At 68.6% G+C, this 17,137-nt stretch carries 14 protein-coding genes; 7 read left to right on the top strand and 7 right to left on the bottom strand.

All coding sequences use genetic code 11. The features are described from left to right. Positions 1–8: 8 nt before the first annotated feature. The 5 genes from NFU04_RS00430 to NFU04_RS00410 all read right to left on the bottom strand — a co-directional run bounded on the left by NFU04_RS00430 (position 9) and on the right by NFU04_RS00410 (position 6,624). The gene (locus NFU04_RS00430; RefSeq protein WP_251307582.1) at positions 9–776 is read right to left on the bottom strand and encodes a DUF3726 domain-containing protein; all 768 of its coding nucleotides are present in this window, start codon (positions 774–776) and stop codon (positions 9–11) included. Continuing rightward, the gene (locus NFU04_RS00425) at positions 773–2,524 is read right to left on the bottom strand and encodes a hypothetical protein (RefSeq protein ID WP_251307581.1); all 1,752 of its coding nucleotides are present in this window, start codon (positions 2,522–2,524) and stop codon (positions 773–775) included. The genes NFU04_RS00430 and NFU04_RS00425 overlap by 4 nt, the downstream gene beginning before the upstream one ends. After that, positions 2,517–4,106, bottom strand: a complete 1,590-nt coding sequence (locus NFU04_RS00420; protein ID WP_251307580.1) for a BCCT family transporter — start codon at positions 4,104–4,106, stop codon at positions 2,517–2,519. The genes NFU04_RS00425 and NFU04_RS00420 overlap by 8 nt, the downstream gene beginning before the upstream one ends. A 65-nt stretch (positions 4,107–4,171) precedes the next feature. Continuing rightward, a complete protein-coding gene (locus tag NFU04_RS00415; protein ID WP_251307579.1) occupies positions 4,172–5,173 on the bottom strand; it encodes a dipeptidase in 1,002 nt (333 codons plus the stop codon). Between the two features lie 11 nt (positions 5,174–5,184). Beyond that, a complete protein-coding gene (locus NFU04_RS00410) occupies positions 5,185–6,624 on the bottom strand; it encodes an aldehyde dehydrogenase family protein (protein ID WP_251307578.1) in 1,440 nt (479 codons plus the stop codon). 115 nt (positions 6,625–6,739) lie between these two features. Here NFU04_RS00410 and NFU04_RS00405 point away from each other — a divergent pair, with 115 nt between their 5' ends. The 3 genes from NFU04_RS00405 to gabT all read left to right on the top strand — a co-directional run bounded on the left by NFU04_RS00405 (position 6,740) and on the right by gabT (position 10,551). Beyond that, positions 6,740–7,627 (top strand): LysR family transcriptional regulator, encoded by an 888-nt coding sequence (locus tag NFU04_RS00405; RefSeq protein ID WP_251307577.1) that lies wholly within the window; start codon positions 6,740–6,742, stop codon positions 7,625–7,627. A gap of 145 nt (positions 7,628–7,772) precedes the next feature. Continuing rightward, positions 7,773–9,218 (top strand): NAD-dependent succinate-semialdehyde dehydrogenase, encoded by a 1,446-nt coding sequence (locus NFU04_RS00400; RefSeq protein WP_251307576.1) that lies wholly within the window; start codon positions 7,773–7,775, stop codon positions 9,216–9,218. Between the two features lie 34 nt (positions 9,219–9,252). Beyond that, on the top strand, positions 9,253–10,551 hold the full coding sequence (gabT, locus tag NFU04_RS00395) for a 4-aminobutyrate--2-oxoglutarate transaminase (RefSeq protein WP_251307575.1): 1,299 nt from the start codon (positions 9,253–9,255) through the stop codon (positions 10,549–10,551). Positions 10,552–10,630: 79 nt separating this feature from the next. Here the strand turns inward: gabT and NFU04_RS00390 are convergent, their stop codons facing one another. Together NFU04_RS00390 and NFU04_RS00385 are read right to left on the bottom strand one after the other, a co-directional pair. After that, positions 10,631–10,870 carry a GlsB/YeaQ/YmgE family stress response membrane protein gene (locus tag NFU04_RS00390; RefSeq protein WP_146801598.1) on the bottom strand — a complete coding sequence of 80 codons (240 nt, stop codon included), beginning with the start codon at positions 10,868–10,870 and terminating at the stop codon, positions 10,631–10,633. A 54-nt stretch (positions 10,871–10,924) separates the two neighbouring features. Further along, complete coding sequence (locus NFU04_RS00385; RefSeq protein ID WP_251307574.1) at positions 10,925–11,473, bottom strand: DUF924 family protein; 549 nt, start codon at positions 11,471–11,473, stop codon at positions 10,925–10,927. Positions 11,474–11,694: 221 nt separating this feature from the next. Here NFU04_RS00385 and NFU04_RS00380 point away from each other — a divergent pair, with 221 nt between their 5' ends. From NFU04_RS00380 to NFU04_RS00365, 4 genes are all read left to right on the top strand, one after another. Next, positions 11,695–13,290 (top strand): solute:sodium symporter family transporter, encoded by a 1,596-nt coding sequence (locus NFU04_RS00380; RefSeq protein WP_251307573.1) that lies wholly within the window; start codon positions 11,695–11,697, stop codon positions 13,288–13,290. Between the two features lie 127 nt (positions 13,291–13,417). Then, positions 13,418–14,596, top strand: a complete 1,179-nt coding sequence (locus NFU04_RS00375; RefSeq protein ID WP_251307572.1) for an MFS transporter — start codon at positions 13,418–13,420, stop codon at positions 14,594–14,596. A gap of 29 nt (positions 14,597–14,625) precedes the next feature. After that, on the top strand, positions 14,626–16,008 hold the full coding sequence (locus NFU04_RS00370; RefSeq protein ID WP_251307571.1) for a YcjX family GTP-binding protein: 1,383 nt from the start codon (positions 14,626–14,628) through the stop codon (positions 16,006–16,008). An 11-nt stretch (positions 16,009–16,019) separates the two neighbouring features. Then, positions 16,020–17,054 (top strand): TIGR01620 family protein, encoded by a 1,035-nt coding sequence (locus NFU04_RS00365; protein ID WP_251307570.1) that lies wholly within the window; start codon positions 16,020–16,022, stop codon positions 17,052–17,054. Positions 17,055–17,137: the final 83 nt, after the last annotated feature.

Raw genomic sequence — 17,137 nt, 5'->3', positions numbered from 1 at the left:
GTCTCGTCTCAGTCGTTGTCGTTGGTGCCGGCTCCGGCACCCTCTCGGGAAGCGTCGGTGGCCTCCACCAGCATGCGGGTGGCGAGGTGCTTGAGGCGTTCCCAAACGGCCTCGTCGACCTCGATGCCCTCGGCCAGGGCCTGGTTGCGGCAGGCCAGCAGGTCGGATTCGTCGTGGCGCGCCAGCAGGTCGTAGCGGTAGTCGGAGCGCATTGCCGGCAGCAGATCCACGTGGTTGGCCATCACCAGGGTGATGCCGTCGTTGGGCTCGTTCTCCTCCGGCACCTCCTGCACCGCGTAGACGCGAATCTCCGGCGCCGAGCCGTTGGCCCGGAAGCCCACCACCTGCTCGGTCAGCGGCTGCTGGACGTTGCGCCAGAAGGCGGTGACGTTCATGCCGCGACCGGCCAGGCGGGCCAGGTAGCCCATGATCAGTTGGCGATTGTGGCAGTGGCGGATCTTGGTCACCGAGAGCCCCCGGGCCCGGGCCTTGGCGAAGCCGAGCTCCAGGGCCAGGGTGGAGCTTCTCAGCACGCTCTGACCATGGCCATCGATCACCGCCAGGTCGCCGTCCTGGTAGAGCACGCTGGGCATCTCGTCGGGGTCCTCCTCGAGCAGGAAGTCCAGGCCGCGGCTCAGGGCGGCCAGGCCGCCGAGGCCGAAGCACTGCATCCAGGCGACCATGTCGGCGGCATCCGCGGCGTCGCCCTCCTCGAAGCCCATGCCGATAAAGGCCTTGCGGCACAGGCCCTGCAGCTCGTTGTAGGACGCCTTCATGATGTCACTCCTGCGCCTTGTCGTTGTGCCTGCCCGATGCCCTCGGGCTCCAGCGGAAAGCTCCAGTCATCGAAGTCTGCCAGGTCCCGGGGCTCGGCATTGAGCTCCTCGACCAGGGGCGCGCCCTGGAAGAGGGTGATGCGCACCCAGCGATCCGACTTGGGGTCGAAGCGGCTGGCGCCGAAGAACGACAGCTTGGTGCGCAGCAGGTGCATGGGCTTCATGTCCCGGTGCCAGAGGTTGGCGCGAATCTCCCCGTAGGGCGTCTCCACCATGGTCTGGATGCGCCGTATGATGTCCTTGTGCCGGGGGTGGGCAATCAGGAACTCCACCACCAGGGCCCGGGGGTTGGCCTCGAGAAACTCGGAGAGCACCCCATGGGTATGATGGACCCGGGGGGCGATGGCCAGCGGCAGCTCCTTGTCGGCACCGGGCTCGACGCCGCGCACGCCGAGCCGCGGCTCCTCCTTCTCGGCGGAGCGGTACCAGAACCAGTGGCGCGCCTCCGGGCACTCGAAGTCCTCGGCCAGGGCCCAGTCGTAATGGGTCTCGATCAGCTGCTTGAGGCGCACCAGGGGCATGTCCGGGGTCAGCTCCAGGCACTCCTCGGTGCCCATCCGATCCTCCAGCGGATCGACCCGCTCCGGGTAGAGTTCGATCAACAGGGTGTTGACCAGCTCCTGGGCCTCCAGCGGCAGGGTCCGCGCGCTCCAGGCCACCAGCTGTTGCCAGAGCGCCTCCTCCAGCGGTACTTCCTCGAGCCAGGCGATGACCTCCGGCAGGGCCGCCACGATGGCGGCATTGCGCGCGGCCTGGTCGGCGTCCTCGGCCACCGTCTGGGACAGGTGGCGCATGGCGCGCCGGGTCAGAGCGATCAGCCGCCGGCGGCTGTCCTCGTCCGGCGCCTGCTCCAGGGCCAGGGCCAGGGCGGTTTCCCGGCAGGTCACCCACTGCTGGATCAACTGGGGGTGGTTGATCAAAAAGGGCGCCATGCCGAGCCCGGTGGAGTTGCCGATACCCAGATAGCGGCGCAGCTCGGTGGCCATGGGCACCGCGGTCTCGGGGGCCCGGCCGCGGGCGATGTGCTCCACCTGCTCGATGGAGAAGTGGCGCAGCAGGTAGACCGCCAGCATCTGGGCCGAGAAGGGGCGCCGGAAGTCGGGGTTGTCCCGCAGGCGCACGAAGTCGGCGATGCCGAACTTGCCGTTGCCATAGACCGCCGTGGTCCGGTAGAGGTAGCCGACCCGGGTCAGCCAGGCCGGGTCGGGTTGCTCGCCGACGGACAGCGCCTCCACGAAGTGGGCGAAGTTGCGCAGGCTGCGGTTGGCCCGGGACAGCACCAGCAGCCGCGGATGCTGGCGCCCGGCCTCCTGCAGCGGCACGTTGGCGGCCATCTGCTCGAGCAGGGCGTCGTCCACGTCGCCCTCGACCACGCCGAAGGTGACGTCCCAGGCCTGGGCGATCACCCGGTCGGAGCGCTGGTCGTCCTCCAGGTGTTGGGAGAAGATCACGCCGTGATAGCGGCCCTGGGGCGTCTGCAGCCGATAGATGGCGATGCCGTGTCCCTGGTCGTCCAGGTCGAAGCGGGTGCGGCTGATCTGCCAACGCTGGCGGGCCATCTGGCGGATAAGGCTGCGCACGAAGCTCAGGCGGCTGGCCGGCAGGCTACCCAGCCGCTCCATGTCCATGACCTCCTCGGCGGGGCGCAGCGGCACCACGGGGGCGGTCGGGTAGGCGAACTCAGTCATGCGCTTGCTCCGACTTGCGATGCGGGGACAGGCCCTGGGCGCGGGCCATGGCATAGGCGGCCTGGGGACCGGTCCACAGGGAAGGTAACAGCACCAACGACACCGGGATGGCGGTAAGCACGATGAACTGCTGCAGCACGCTGATCTGGCCGGCCCCCATGTACAGCAGGATGCCCGCCATCAGCGCCATGGCGATGCCCCAGAAGGCCCGTACCAGGGAACTGGGGCGGTCGTGGCCGGAGCCCACCACGGCGATGGCATAGCTCATGGAGTCACCGGTGGTGGCGACGAAGATGGTGGTCAGCACCAGGATGGCCACGGCCATCAGGGTGCCGCCGGGCAGCGCCTGGGCCACGGTCAGGGTGGCCACGTCGAACTGGAAGTTGTTGAGCGCCTCGGTCAGATCGATCACGCCGGTCAGCTGGAAATGGATCCCCGAGCCGCCGAGCAGGGTGAACCAGGCGGCGGTGGCGATCGGCGCCAGCACCGCGACGGCCAGGATCATCTGGCGGATGGTACGGCCCCGGGAGATGCGCGCCACGAAGATCGCCATCAGCGGGCCATAGCCGATAAACCAGGCGAAGAAGAACACCGTCCACCACTGCATCCACCAGGCCGGCGCCGTCTCGGCGGTCATGGTCGACATGGCGAAGAAGGAGGTCAGGTATTCGCCGAAGCCCTGGGTGAAAGCGTTGGTCAGGAACAGCGTGGGGCCGAAGACGAAGATCACCGCGGCGATGGCCAGTGCCAGGAAGACGTTGAAGCGGCTGAGCAGCTGGATGCCACGGTGGATACCGGTCACCGCCGAGGTCACGTAGACCGCGGCCAGGGCCACCAGGATCACCAGCTGGGTGCCGTAGCCCTCGGAGACGCCGAACAGCTCGTGCAGGCCGAAGCTCACCTGGGTGGCCAGGAAGCCGATGGGCCCCACGGTGCCGGCGACCACGGCGATCACGCACAGGGCGTCGACCACGCCGCCGAAGGTACCGCTCATCACTCGCTCGCCGAGGATCGGATAGAGCAGGGTGCGAGGCTGCAGCGGCTGGCCCTTGTCGTAGTGGGCGTGGGCCAGTACCACCGCGGTCAGCGAGCCGAGCACCGCCCAGGCCAGGAAGCCCCAGTGCATAAAGGACTGGGCCAGGGCCCCGGCGACCGCCTCGGCGGTGCCCGCCTCGGTGTCGAAGGCCGGGGGGGTGACCACGAAGTGATACACCGGCTCGCCGGCGGCGAAGAACACGCCGCCCCCGGCCAGCAGGGTGCACATGATGATCGACAGCCACTTGAAGGTACTGATTTCCGGGGTGGCGCGGTTGCCGATCCTGGCGCTGGCGGCGGGGGAGACGGCCACGCCGATGCCGATGAAGAAGGTCAGCAGCAACAACAGCTGGAAGTAGGACCCCAGGGTGCGGGCCGTCCAGGCGAAGCCGGTGCCGATGGCACCGGCCACCATATCGATATCATACAGCGACAGGGCGACGAACAGCAGGATGAAGCCCACGCTGAGCGTCAGCACGACGGGGTCGCCCAGGCGGTGCTCCCGCGGCGTGGAGGCCGCTTCGGTGGCGATATTGTGTTGTGTCATATCGATGACCTCTGGCTGAAGGGCCCGGCGGGGCCCGTTGTTATTGTCGGTCAGGCACGGTCGGGTCAGGCGATGCCGGCCCCGGCCGGGACGGCGGCGCGCTCCAGCAGCTCGACCCAGTTGCGTCCCATGACCCGCGCGATCGAGGGCTCGTCGAAGCCCCGCCGGCGCAATCCCGCGATCAGGTTGGGGAAGTCCCGGCTGTCCCGCAGCCAGGCGAGCGGCTTCGGCCAGTCGGCGTTGGCCTTGCTGCCCTCGCCGTAGTCCATCTCCTTGGACCAGCGGCCGTTGCGCATCCACTCCAGCACCGAGGTCGGCTGGGCCTGGCACAGGTCGGTGCCGATGCCGATATGCTCGATGCCCATCAGGTCGGCGGTGCGGGCGACCATGTCGCAGAAATCCTCGAGGGAGCAGTCCGGCCCGTTCTTCAGGTGGAAGGGGTAGGCCGAGAAGCCCAGGATCCCGCCGGACTCGGCGATGGCCCGGAGCACCCTGTCCGACTTGTTGCGCTTGGCCGGATGGAAGGAGGCCGGGTTGGCGTGGGAGATGATCACCGGCCGCTCGGAGATTTCCACGGCCTCCAGGGTCGAGCGCTCGGCGCTGTGGGACATGTCGATGACCATGCCCACCCGGTTCATCTCGCGGATCACCTGGCGACCGAAGCGGGTGATGCCGCTGTCCTCCGCCTCGTAGCAGCCGCAGGCCAGCAGGCTCTGATTATTGTAGGTCAGCTGCATGATCAGCAGCCCCAGGTCGCGCATCACCGCGACCATGTCGATGTCGTCCTCGATGGGCGAGCAGTTCTGGGCGCCTAGGAAAATGCCGACCTTGCCGGCCTGACGGGCGCGCTCGATATCCCCCGGCACGCGCACCGGCATGATCAGGTCGCCATGGGCCTCGAAGCGGCGGTTCCACTCGCCGAGGCGCGTCAGGGTCTCGCGGGTGTTCTCGTGATAGACCAGGGTGGCGTGGACGGCGTCGACGCCGCCCTCGCGCATCTGTTCGAAGATCTCCCGGGACCAGTTGGAGTACTGCAGGCCGTCGACGGTGAGCATTTCCTTGGACATGGGGTGCCTCCTCAGGCCTTGACGTAGCAGGTCTTGACCACGGTATAGAACTCGCGGGCGTAGCGGCCCTGCTCCCGGGGACCGAAGCTGGAATCCTTGCGGCCGCCGAAGGGCACGTGGTAGTCGGTGCCGGCGGTGGCCAGGTTGACCATCACGCAGCCGGTCTCGGCGCGGGCCTTGAAGTCGTTGGCGAGCTTCAGGGAGTCGGTGATGATGCCGGCGGTGAGGCCGAAGTTGGTGTCGTTGAGGGTGGCGATCGCCTCCTCGTAGTCACGGACCTTGATCACGCAGGCGATCGGGCCGAAGACCTCCTCGCGGTTGATGGCCATGGCGTTGGTGGTGTCGACGAACAGCGTCGGCGCCATGAAGAAGCCCTCGGTGTCGCGTGCCAGCCGCTCGCCGCCGAAGGCCAGGGTGGCGCCGTCGGCGCGGGCGCGCTCGACCCAGGCCAGGTTGGACTCCAGCTGGCGGGCATCCACGGCGGGGCCGATATGCACGCCCTCCTCCAGGGCATGGCCGACGCGGACCGTCTCGAGTTTCTTGATCAGCTTCTCGACGAAGGCATCATGGACCGCCTCGGTGACGATCAGTCGCGAGGAGGCGGTGCACTTCTGGCCGGTACCGGAGTAGGCGCCGGCGAAGGCGGCCTCCACGGCCAGCTCCAGGTCGGCATCGTCGGCGACGATCAGGGCGTTCTTGGAGCCCATCTCCAGCTGACACTTGACCAGGTTGCCGGCGGTGGCGGCGGCCACGCGGCGGCCCACGTCCAGGGAGCCGGTGAAGCTCAGGGCATCGATCTCGGGGCTCGAGATAAGGGCATCGCCGACGCTGCCGCCCGGGCCCATCAGCAGGTTGAAGGTACCGGCGGGCAGCGCCTGACGGCTGATGATCTCGGTCAGTGCCCAGGCGCTGGCCGGGACCAGGTTGGCGGGCTTGAAGATCACGGCGTTGCCGAAGGCCAGCGCCGGGGCGATCTTCCATACGGCGGTGGCCATGGGGAAGTTCCAGGGACTGATGATCCCCACCACGCCCACCGGCTCGCGGCGGGTATCGACCTCGATCCCCGGGCGCACGGAGTCGGCCCGCTCGTCGATCTGGCGCAGCACCTCGGCGGCGTAGTAGTGGAAGAACTGAGCGGAGCGATAGACCTCGCCCACGCCCTCGGCGCGGGTCTTGCCCTCTTCCCGGGCCAGCAGCTCGCCGAGCTCGTCCTTGCGAGCGACCAGCTCGTCGCCGATGGCCATCAGCACGCCGTAGCGCTGCTCCAGGCCGCTATGGCGCCAGGCGGCGAGACCGCGCTTGGCGGCGGCGATGGCCTGGCCGACCTGGTCGACACCGGCCTGGGCATACTCGCCGATCACGTCGCTGGTGTCGGAGGGGTTGAGGTTGGTAACGCTGCCCTGGCCATCGATCCAGGTGCCGTCGATGTAGAGAGAATGAACGTGGGACATGGGAACCTCCTTTGAGATGTTGACATCATCCTAGGAGAGCCTTTCAGATAAGGATAATCAATAATAAAGATGAAATGATAAGGCTTTCTTACCACTCTATCCGATCGAGGTCGCCATGCTGCCCGAGCTCAAGATTCAGCCCCTTCGCTATGTGCTGGCCATCGTCGATGCCGGTGGCTTCCATGCCGCCGCTCGCCAGCTGCATCGTACCCAGCCAGCGCTGTCGATGGCGGTACGCGACCTGGAGTCCCGCCTCGGTCAAGCGCTATTCGAGAAGGGCAGCGGCAAGCCCCTGCTGACCCCCTTCGGGCAGTGGTGCGAACCGCGCTTCCGCGAGCTGGTGGCCCATCACGACCGCCTCTGTCGGTCCGCCCTGGCCCTGGCCAGCCAACAGCGAGGTCGGGTGGATATCGCCGCCGTCCCCTCGGTCGCCAGCCGCCTGATGCCGAGCCTCCTGACCAGCTTCGTTCGCGACCACCCCGGCATCGAGATCAGCCTCCAGGATGGCCACTCCGAGCGCGTCAACCAGATGGTGCTCAAGGGCGAAGTGGAGCTCGGCATCACCAGTTTGTGGCTACCCGACGAGGCGTTGCACTTTACCCCCCTGCTGCGGGACGAGGTGGGGGTGGTGTGCCGCGACGACCACCCCCTGGCGCAGCATAAGCAGTTGCACTGGCAGGCGCTGGCGGGTCATCCATTGATCCGCAACGGCACCTCCCGTCTGCTGGAGGGCTCCCCCGCCGCCGAGCTGCTCACCCAGAGCACGTTATATATTTCCAACATGATCTCCCTGACCGCCATGCTCGAGGCCGGTATCGGCATCACCACCCTGCCGCGGCTGGCCTTCCAGGAGGAGCATGAGCGGCTGCGTTTCATCCCCCTCGCCGCGCCGCGCCTGGAGCGTCGCATCGGCCTGCTGCGCCGCTCCACCCAAAGCCTCTCCCCCGCCGCCGAGGCGATGCAGGAGCACCTGATGCGGCAATTGGCTTCCCGCACCGAGTAATGCCAGCCACGGAGCAGGACCGACGCGAGGCAGCCACCCACCGGGCCCAGGCATCCAAAAATATTTAACAGAGTGGGACTTGGCGAGACGTTTTAAATAATGCACACTGCGTTAAATATGATGCCAACACCCCCCCGGAGGAGCCATGTCCGTCCTGCCCGACTTCCTGATTCCCAAGGCCTATATCGGTGGCCAGTGGCGCGACGCCGAGCGTCGTTTCGCCGTAACCAACCCCGCCACCGGCGAGCTGCTCGCCGAGGTGCCGGACCTGGGCGCCGACGAGGCCCGCGAGGCGGTGGCCGCCGCCGAGGCCAGCTGGGCCGACTGGCGCCAGCGTCCGGTCAAGGAGCGCGCCGCCCTGCTGCGCGCCTGGTACGAGGCCATCATGGCCAACCAGGAGGCCCTGGCTCAGTTGATGACCCAGGAGCAGGGCAAGCCGCTGGCCGAGTCCCGGGGCGAGGTGGCCTATGGCGCCTCCTTCGTGGAGTTCTACGCCGAGGAAGCCAAGCGCATGGCCGGCGAGACCCTGCCCAGCCATGGCGTCGACAAGCGCATCCTGGTGCTGCGCGAGCCGATCGGCGTGGTGGCCGCCATCACCCCCTGGAACTTCCCGCTGGCGATGATCACCCGCAAGTGCGCCCCGGCGCTGGCCGCCGGCTGCCCGGTGGTGATCAAGCCCGCCGAGGCCACCCCGCTGACCGCCCTGGCCCTGGTGCGCCTGGGCGAGCAGGTCGGCCTGCCCGCCGGGGTGCTCAACGTGGTCACCGGCGAGAAGCCGGCCGCCATCGGCGAGGTGCTGACCACCGACCCGCGGGTGCGCAAGGTCTCCTTCACCGGCTCCACCCCGGTGGGCAAGATGCTGCTGGCCCAGTGCGCCGGCACCGTCAAGAAGGCCGCCATGGAGCTGGGCGGCAACGCGCCCTTTATCGTCTTCGACGACGCCGACCTGGACGCCGCCGTGGAAGGCGCCGTGGCCTCCAAGTACCGCAACTCCGGCCAGACCTGCGTATGCACCAATCGCCTGCTGGTGCAGTCCGGCGTCTACGAGGCCTTCCTCGAGAAGCTGGCGGCCCGGGTCGCCCAGCTCAAGGTCGGCAACGGCCTGGAAGATGGCGTCTCCCAGGGCCCGCTGATCAACCAGGCCGCCGTCGAGAAGGTGCAGAGCCATGTGCGCGATGCCCTCGACAAGGGCGGTCGCCTGATCTGCGGCGGCGAGCCCCACGCGCTGGGCGGCACCTTCTTCCAGCCCACCGTGGTCGCCGACGTGACCACCGAGATGAAGGTCGCCACCGAGGAGACCTTCGGCCCCCTGGCCCCGGTGTTCCGCTTCGACAGCGACGAGGAAGCCATCGCCATGGCCAACGCCACCGAATTCGGCCTGGCCGCCTACTTCTATGCCCGCGACTATCGTCGCATCTGGCATGTGATGGAGGGGCTGGAGTACGGCATGGTGGCGGTCAACGAGGGCATCCTCTCCACCGAGCTGGCGCCCTTCGGCGGCGTCAAGGAGTCGGGCCTGGGTCGCGAAGGCTCGCGGCACGGCCTCGAGGACTTTACTGAACTAAAGTATGTGTGTATCGGCGGCCTGTAAGCGCACGCCCCATCGACCCAAAGGAGGCTTTCTTATGAATAACGCTCAACTCAACGAGCTCAAGCAGCGCTACGTGGCCAAGGGTGCCGCCAGCCCCTCTCCCCAGTTCGTCGAGCGTGCCGAAAACGCCGAGCTGTGGGATGTCGAAGGCAAGCGCTACATCGACTTCGCCGGCGGCATCGGCGTGCTCAACCTGGGCCACCGTCACCCCAAGGTGGTCGAGGCGGTCAAGGCCCAGCTCGACAAGCTGATGCACACCTGCCAGACCGTGATCTCCTACGCCCCCTACGTGCAGCTGGCCGAGAAGCTCTGCCAGCTGACCCCGGTCAAGGGCGAGGCCAAGACCATGATGGTCAACACCGGCGCCGAGGCGCTGGAGAACGCCGTCAAGATCGCCCGCGCCGCCACCGGCCGCAGCGGCGTGATCTGCTTCGACGGCAGCTTCCACGGCCGTACCTTCATGACCCTGGCCATGACCGGCAAGGTGCTGCCCTACAAGAACGACTTCGGCCCCATGCCGGGTGACGTCTTCCGCGCCCCCTTCCCGGTGCCCTATCACGGCATCAGCGAAGAGGACTCCCTCAAGGCCCTGAAGACCCTCTTCAAGACCGATATCGCGCCGCATCGCACCGCCGCCATCGTCATCGAGCCGGTGCAGGGCGAAGGGGGCTTCTATGCCGCCTCCCCGGCCTTCCTCCAGGCCCTGCGCGAGCTGTGCGACGAGCACGGCATCCTGCTGATCGCCGACGAGGTGCAGTCCGGCTTCGGTCGTACCGGCAAGCTGTTCGCCCTGGAGCACAGCGGCATCGAGGCCGACATCATGACCATGGCCAAGTCCATGGCCGACGGCATGCCGCTCTCCGCGGTGGTGGGCACCGCCGAGGTGATGGACGCCTCCGGCCCCAACTCCCTGGGCGGCACCTACAGCGGTAACCCCCTGGCCTGCGCCGCGGCCCTGGCGGTGATCGAGGCCATCGAGGCCGAGAATATCCTCGAGAAGAGCGCCGCCCTGGGCAACAAGCTGGCCCAGCGCTTCGCCAAGTGGCAGGGCGACTTCGAGGCGGTGGACAACTGCCGCAACCTCGGCTCCATGGCCGCCTTCGAGCTGGTCACCGACAAGGCCTCGCGTACCCCGGCCCCGGAACTGGCCGCCAAGCTGTGCCAGAAGGCCAAGGAGAAGGGCCTGATCCTGCTCTCCTGCGGCTTCTGGAGCAACTCCATCCGCTTCCTGATGCCGGTCACCATCGAGGACGCCATCCTCGAAGAGGGCCTGGACATCGTCGAGCAAGCCCTCGAGGAAGTGGTCGGCAGCAAGGCCTCCGCCACCGCCTGAGCGATGACGGTAGCGCGCTGAAAACAAACCGCCCGGCCAACTGGCCGGGCGGTTTGTTTATGTACGGAGAGACGCGGTGCTACTTCTTGAGCATATTGATGCCCCAGAGCAGCACCACGGCACCGATGACCGCGGTCACCAGGGAGCCGATCACGCTGCCGGCCTCCAGGCCCAGCAGGCCGAACAGGAAGCCGCCGATCACCGCCCCCAGGATGCCCACCCCGATATTGCCGAACAGCCCGAAGCCGCCGCCACGCATCACGTGTCCGGCGATCCAGCCCGCCAGTCCTCCGATAATCAACCAGCCGATCAAGCCCATGGGCGACTCCTTGTCTCTCGCTGTGGGAAGGGTACCCGGGCAGTCTACCCGAGTTCAGAAGGAGGAGCCCGGTTCCTCGAGGAAGGCCAGCTCCTGCGGCGTGGATTCCCGCCCCAGGATGGCATTGCGGTGCGGGTAACGCCCGAAGCGCACGATGATCTCCCGATGGCGATGCTCGAAACGCAGGTTCTCCTCCAGCCCCGGCTGATCGAAGAGCCGCACGGCCTGGTCATGGATCGCCAGCGACTCGCTATGCATATAGGGCATATAGAGAAAGGCCCGCCAGGGCACCGACAGATGGCGATCCGTGCCCCGGGCCACCGCCTCCTGGGCCAGCACCAGCGCCAGGGGGTCCTGGGCGAAGGCCCCGGGGGCGTCCCGGTGAATATTGCGCGAGAACTGATCCAGCACCAGGATCTCCGCCAGGCGTCCCTGGGCGCTCTCTCGCCATGTCCAGAGTTCGCCGCGACCGGCCGCCGCCAGGGTGGCGCCGAAGGCCTCGGCGATGCGCCGGTCCAGGGCCGCGTCCTTGGCGAACCACTGGCGTGGGGTCAGGGTCTCGAACCAGAAACTCAGTACTGCCTGTGGCGATTCCGGCGCCATCGTCTGCTCCTTCGCTCGGGGCCCCGCGGGGCGATGGTCTCCAGCATAGGCGATACCGCCCCCGCTTTATTTCAACGATGTAACAAAACCAATAATTCACCAATAAAATATCGACCTTCGTCTAATGAGGCCCGACAGGTCTGGCCGTAGAATCCGAACTACTTAGTAAAATTACACAAACCACGCCCTCCGGGGGGCAGTTCAACGGCAAGGATCTTCCTATGCACGCCCTGACCCTAGTCTCCTTCCTGTTCTTCACCGGCCTGGTGGCCCTGATCACCTGGTGGCTGACCCGCCGCGACGACCACGAGAGCACCCGCGGCTACTTCCTGGCCGGCCGCAGCCTGACCTTCCCGCTGATCGCCGGCTCGTTGCTGATGACCAACCTCTCCACCGAGCAGATGGTGGGCCTCAACGGGGCCGCCTTCGCCGACGGCCTGAGCGTCATGGCCTGGGAGGTGATCGCGGTGATCGCCCTAGTGGCCCTGGCGCTCTTCTTCCTGCCACGCTTCTTGAGAAGCGGCATCGCCACCCTGCCCCAGTTGCTGGAGATCCGCTTCGACCGGGGCACCCAGCTGATCTGCAACATCATCTTCCTGATCGCCTATGCGGTGATCCTGCTGCCGATCATCCTCTACTCCGGCGCCATGGGCCTGCAGGGCATGCTCGACCTGCCCGGCCTCACCGGCATCGAGTCGCCCACCGCCCTGCTGTGGCTGACGGTATGGGTGGTCGGCCTGATCGGCGCCGTCTACGCCCTGTTCGGCGGCCTGCGCACCGTGGCGGTCTCCGACACCCTCAACGGCGTGGGCCTGCTGATCGGCGGCTTCGTGATCGTCTACTTCGGCCTCCAGGCGGTCAGCGGCGGCGACGGCGTGCTGGCGGGCTGGGAGCTGCTCAAGGCCAGCGACCCGCAGAAGCTCGACTCCATCGGCGGCCCGGAGCAGCAGGTGCCCTTCGCCACCGTCTTCACCGGCGTGCTGCTGCTGCACCTCTTCTACTGGACCACCAACCAGCAGATCATCCAGCGCACCTTCGCCGCCAGGACCCTGGCCGAGGGCCAGAAGGGCGTGCTGCTCACCGGCGCCTTCAAGCTGCTCGGCCCCCTCTACCTGGTGCTACCGGGGATCATCGCCTATCACCTCTACGTCGATCAGGGCGTGCGCGCCGACGAGGCCTATGGCCAGCTGGTGTTCAATGTCCTGCCCCCCTACCTCACCGGCTTCTTCGCCGCGGTGATGGTGGGTGCCATCCTCTCCTCCTTCAACTCGGCGCTCAACAGCACCACCACCATCTTCAGCCTGGGCATCTACAAGGGGGTCCTCAAGAAGGACGCCAGCGAGGAGCAGGTGGTGATGTCGGGCAAGATCTTCGGCTGGATCATGGCCATCGTCACCATGATCATCGCCCCGCTGCTGGCCGGCCAGGAGAGCCTGTTCGGCTACCTGCAGAAGATGAACGCCATCTACTTCATTCCCATCCTGGCGGTGGTGATCGTCGGCCTGCTCACCAAACGGGTGCCGCCGATGGCCGCCAAGGTGGCCCTGGTGGGCGGCTGCCTGCTGATCGCCGCCGGCTACTTCGTGCCGCCCTTCGACAAGCTGCCGATGATCATGCACGAGTTCCACTTCGTGGCGGCGGTCTTCGTGCTGCTGGTGGCGGTGATGCTGCTGATCGGCAAGCTGCGGCCGCGGCCCACCCCCTGGGTCCACGAGGACAGCGGCGAGGTGGACCTGACCCCCTGGAAGGGCGCCGTGCCCGTGGGGATCGTCCTGGTGCTGCTGGTGATCCTTATCTACGCCGCCTTCGCCGGCTAGCCCAAGGCCCGGCATCGCCCCGCCACCGACTGGCCCCGCCCCGTGTGGGGCCAGGTCGTTTCTGACCCTTGTGGCGCTCGACCAGGAGGGCCAGACTAGGAGTCTTAGCACGCAAAGGAATGTCGTCATGCCACTTACCGTGACCCTGCTGTCGCTCTGCCAGGCCCTGCTGATCAGCGGCAATATCCTCCTGATCGCCGTCTCGCCGCTGATCGGTGCCGCCCTGGCGCCGAGCCCCACCTGGGCCACGGCGCCGGTGGCCACCCAGTGGCTGGGGCTGATGTGCGCCACCATCCCCGCCTCCCTGCTGATGGCCAAGCTGGGGCGCAAGCGTGGCTTCGTGCTCGGCAACCTGATCGGCCTGGGCGGCGTCGCCGTCGCCGCCCAGGCCCTGGTGAGCGAACACTTCCTGCTCTTTATGCTCGGCACCTGGCTGATCGGCATCGGCATCGGCTTCGGTCAGCTCTACCGCTTCGCCGCCGTAGAAGCGGCCCCGGCGGCGCTGCGCGACCGCGCCATCGGCCTGGTGATGGGCGGTGGCGTGCTGGCGGCCTTCTTCGGCCCCTGGCTGGCCCGCACCAGCCGCGAGCTGGCCGACACCCCTTTCCTGGGCAGCTTCCTCGGCCTCGGCGTCCTCTACCTGCTGGCCCTGGCGCTGATCGCCCTGCTGCGCCTGCCGCCGCCGGCGGCTACCCATGGCGAGGGCCCCGCCCGGCCGCTGGGCACCATCCTGCGCCAGCCCACCTTCGTCGTCGCCGTGACCGCCGCGCTGATCGGTTACGGGGTGATGAACCTGGCCATGACCGCCACCCCCCTGGCCATGGCCGACGCCGGCCACCATTTCGATCACGTCGCCACCACCATCCAGTGGCACGTAGTGGCCATGTACCTGCCCTCCTTCATCACCGGCCGCCTTACCGCCCGCTTCGGGGCGCCGCGGATGATCCTCGCCGGCTGCCTGCTGCTCGCCGCCAGCGCCCTGGTGGCCCAGCTGGAGATGGGCGTCATGCGCTTCCACCTGGGGCTGATCCTGCTGGGGCTGGGCTGGAACTTCACCTTCCTGCCCGCCACCGGCCTGCTCACCGAGACCTATCGCCCCGCCGAGAAGGCCCGCACCCAGGCCGCCAACGAGTTCCTGGTCTTCTTCACCGTGACCCTCACCGCCCTGCTGGCCGCGCCCCTGATCAACGCCCTGGGCTGGGCGACGCTGAACACCTGGCTGCTGCCGCTGTGCCTGCTGCCGGTGGCGGCCCTGGCCTGGCAACGGCTTGCCAAGCCGGCCCTGGATCCTCACATTAGTGACTGACTCCACCACGCCCAGCCACGAGAACGCCCATGCGACCGCCCCTGGCCCGCGACGTTCAGGATCTGCTCGAACGGGGCCGTGACCGCCAGCTGCGACTGGCGGTGACCGGCCTCTCCCGCGCCGGCAAGACCGCCTTCCTTACCTCCCTGGTCAACCAGCTGCGCCATGCCGGCTTGGAGGCGCGCCTCGACCTGCTGTCCGCCGCCCGGGAGGGCCGCCTGCTGGGGGCCCGCCGGGTCGATCAGGGCGACCTCTCGGTGCCCCGCTTCCCCTACGACCCGGCCATGGCGGCGCTCACCGAGACGCCGCCCCGCTGGCCGGAGCCCACCCGGGGCATCAGCGAGCTGCGCCTGCTGATCCGTTACCGTCCCACCCGGCGCGGCCTGCTGGGCGGCGAGACCCGCCAGCTGACCCTGGACCTGTTCGACTACCCCGGCGAGTGGCTGCTCGACCTGCCGCTGCTGGGTCACGACTACGCCGGCTGGAGCCGGGCCCAGTGGCAGGGCCTGGGGCCGGCCCGCCGCGAGCACTTCGCCGACTGGCTGGCGGCGGTGAGCGCACTCGACCCGCTGGCCCCCGCCGACGAGGCGCAGCTGGCGGCGCTCGCCGAGCGCTATGCCGAGGGCCTGCGCTCGGCCCGGGAGGCGGGCTTCGCCGACCTGCAGCCGGGGCGCTTCCTGCTCCCCGGGGACCTGGAGGGCGCCCCGGTGCTGCAGTTCTTCCCGCTGCCCGGCCTCGAGGCGCTGCCCGCCGGCCGGCCGGCGCCGGAGAGCAACCTGGCCACCCTGACCCGCCGCTTTCGCCACTACCAGCAGCGGGTCGTCAAGCCCTTCTACCGGGAGCACTTCCGCCGCTTCGATCGCCAGATCGTGCTGGTCGACCTGCTCGGCGCCCTGGCCGCCGGCCCGGAGCGCTTCGACGACCTGGCCCGGGCGCTGGGTACCCTGATGCAGAGTTTCGACTACGGCAAGCGTAGCCTGCTCAACCGCCTCTTCGCGCCGCGCATCGACCGCCTGGCCATCGCCGCCACCAAGGCCGACCATGTCACCCCGGAGCAGCACCCACGGCTGGTCGGCCTGCTGGAGGCGCTGCTGGCCGAGCCCCTCAAGGAGCTGCGCTTCGCCGATGTGCCGGTCAAGGCCCTCTCCCTGGCCGCCATCCGCGCCACCGAGGCCCGAGCGGTGAACGCGGAGGGCGCCACCAGTCCCGCCCTGCGCGGCACCCTGCTCGACGGCGAGGAGGCGCTGCTGTTTCCCGGCGAGGTGCCGGAGCGCCTGCCGGCGCGGGACTTCTGGCGGCGCCAGGGCTTCGACTTCCCGGCCTTCCGCCCGCCACCGATCGACGGCGGCGCCCTGCCGCATCTTCGTCTCGATGCCGCCCTGGAGTGGCTACTGGGCGATAAGCTTCAATAGGACCCCTTTATATGAGCGATCCCCGCCCCGGGAAGCGATTCACCCTCGACGAGCCGCCCCCCGCCCAGGACGATCCACGCCCCGGGCAGCGCTTCGACGCCGCCCAGGCCAGCCGCCCCCTGGACGAGGAGAGCGAGGCGGGCCAGGCCGCGGCAACCCTCGACGGAGGCCTTTCCCGCCCTCGCCGGCGCCGCTGGGGGCTGCTGACCCTGCTCGGCGGCGCCCTGGGCCTGGGAGCCCTGGAGGGCGCCCGGACCCTCTATCGGGCCGCCCTCGGCGGCGACTGGCTGGCCGGCGGCTGGAGCCTCTTGCTGTTGCTGGCCCTGGGCCTGGGGGGCATGGCCCTGGGCCGCGAGCTCTGGCGACTCAGGCGGCTGCGCGGTCATGACCGACTCCGCGCGGCCCTGGCGGCGCTGCCCCAGGCGACGCCGGGCGAGGCCCAGGCCCTGGCGGAGCGGCTGCGACGCCGGCTCGGCCTCGACGACGATCACCCTCACTGGCGCGGTTACCTGGCCGCCCGGGCACCCCACCATGACGGCGCCGAGACCGCCGTGCTGCTGGCCCACCACCTGCTGGCGCCCCGGGATCGCGAGGCGCGACGGCTGATCTCGCGGATGTCCGGCGATACCGCGGTGCTGGTGGCCCTGAGCCCTTTGACCCTGGCGGACATGGCCCTGGTCGCCTGGCGCCACCTGGCCCTGGTGAATCGCCTGGCCCGGCTCTACGGCCTGGAGCTTGGCTATGCCAGCCGCCTGCGCCTGCTGCGGGCGGTGCTCTACCAGATGGCCTTCGCCGGCGCCAGCGAACTGGCCAGCGAGGCGGGCATGGAGCTGCTATCGATGAACCTGGCCGGGCGCCTCTCGACACGCGGCGCCCAGGGGCTGGGGATCGGCCTGCTGGGTGCCCGACTCGGCCTGCGCACCCAGCGCCTGACCCGCCCCCTGCCCTTCACCGAGGGCGAGGCGCCACGCCTCAGGGACCTGCGCCAGGATGTCTGGCAGCGCCTGCGACGCCTGGAGGCCAGCGACGAGTCGCCGCAAGCTTGATCCCGGTCAAGTCGCGATGACGCGGATGACCTAGGATGGAAGGCGAGTGCCGAGAATGGCGACGTCCCCCCGACGAGAAAGGA

The sequence above is a fragment of the Halomonas sp. NCCP-2165 genome (assembly GCF_023708045.1).
Lineage (GTDB): Bacteria > Pseudomonadota > Gammaproteobacteria > Pseudomonadales > Halomonadaceae > Bisbaumannia > Bisbaumannia pacifica.
The sequence above is the reverse complement of the archived record's forward strand: the minus strand, read 5'-3'. Positions and strand labels throughout refer to the sequence as shown.